Source organism: Rhodoferax sp. RT5P35, assembly GCF_056521385.1.
In genome coordinates this window covers 1-1,318 of sequence record NZ_JBWMAX010000173.1, presented here as the reverse complement: position 1 = coordinate 1,318, position 1,318 = coordinate 1, and the positions used below count along the sequence as shown (strand labels likewise).

Sequence of the window (1,318 nt, the reverse complement as noted above, 5' to 3'; positions counted from 1 at the left end):
ACAACCACCACCGGTGCGCACATTGCCGTGCGCAACGTCAGCCACTGGTTTGAACTACCCGGTGGTCCTTTGCAGGTAATCGCCGACCTCGACCTGGACATCCAGCCCGGCGAATTTGTCGCCCTGCTGGGCCCCAGCGGCTGCGGCAAATCCACCTTGCTGCGCCTGGTGGCGGGGCTGGAACCCGCCACCGCAGGCAGCCTGCAGCACGACGGCCAGGCCATCACCCAGCCCGACCCGTCGCGCATCGTGGTGTTCCAGGACCCCACGCTGTTCCCCTGGCGCAGCGTGTGGGACAACGTGGCGCTGGGCCTGCAGGCGCGCGGGCTGCTCGCCACCCACCGCCACCGCGTGGACGAAGCGCTGGCACTGGTAGGTCTGCAAAGTTTTGCCAAGGCCCTGCCGCACCAGTTGTCGGGCGGCATGGCGCAGCGCGTGGCACTTGCCCGCGCCCTGGTCAACGACCCCAGCCTGCTGGTGCTGGACGAACCCCTGGGCAAGCTGGATTCATTGACCCGCCTGGCCATGCAGACTGAGTTGGTCGATCTGTGGCAGCGCAATGGGTTCTCGGTGCTGCTGGTGACGCACGATGTGGAAGAGGCTTTGTTCATGGCGCAGCGCGTGGTCGTGCTGTCCGACCGGCCTGCGCGCATCAAACAGGTGCTGGTCAACGCCCTGCCCTACCCGCGCCACCGGGGCGACCCGCGGCTGGCGGAGCTGCGCCACCAGGCCTTGTCGCTGCTGGGCCTGGCCGCGAGCTGGTAGACCTGGGTTGGCATCTCTATCGCCCGAGGCGCTGAACGGGCTGCTGGCTTTGCTGCAGGAAACCCAGCTCGGCCTGCGGGCGCTGCTGCACGCCCTGGGGCTGGCCCCCGACCTCCACGGCCAGCCCGCCTGGCCGTTTGCGCAGCGCATTGCCGGGGAAATGCTGGCGCTGGACGCAGGCCATGCGCGCCGGGTTGCCCTCTCGTTGGCCTGCCTGCAGCTGGCCTTGCTCACTCTGGCGGTATCCCTTTTCTGGCGGCGTGCACGCTACGGTCTGTGGACAGGCGCTGTGGCCGTGCTGTTGCTGGCCCCTTGGCCTGAAAGCCAGTTGCTGCTGGCTCCCGCCGTGCCCACCAGCCTGCACATCTCGCCCAGCGGCTTCACCGCCGACAGCATCGTGCGCGGCCAGGCCGTGTACCAGCAGCAGTGCCTGCGCTGCCACGGCGCGGATGGCAAAGGCGAAGGCGTGGATGCCGCCAAGCTGCCCATGTGGCCGCCCACGCTGAACGGCTCCCTGCTGTGGAAGCGGCTGGACGGCGAACTCTTCTGGCGC

Annotated in this window: 2 protein-coding genes; both read left to right on the top strand. The window is 68.8% G+C overall.

The window, feature by feature from the left end:
• The first annotated feature begins 21 nt into the window (after positions 1–21).
• Positions 22–765 (top strand): ABC transporter ATP-binding protein, encoded by a 744-nt coding sequence (locus tag AC097L_RS24710; protein ID WP_479589361.1) that lies wholly within the window; start codon positions 22–24, stop codon positions 763–765.
• Positions 766–772: 7 nt separating this feature from the next.
• Positions 773–1,318, top strand: a 546-nt coding sequence (locus AC097L_RS24705; protein WP_479589360.1) for a c-type cytochrome, incomplete at its 3' end; no start/stop codon positions are given.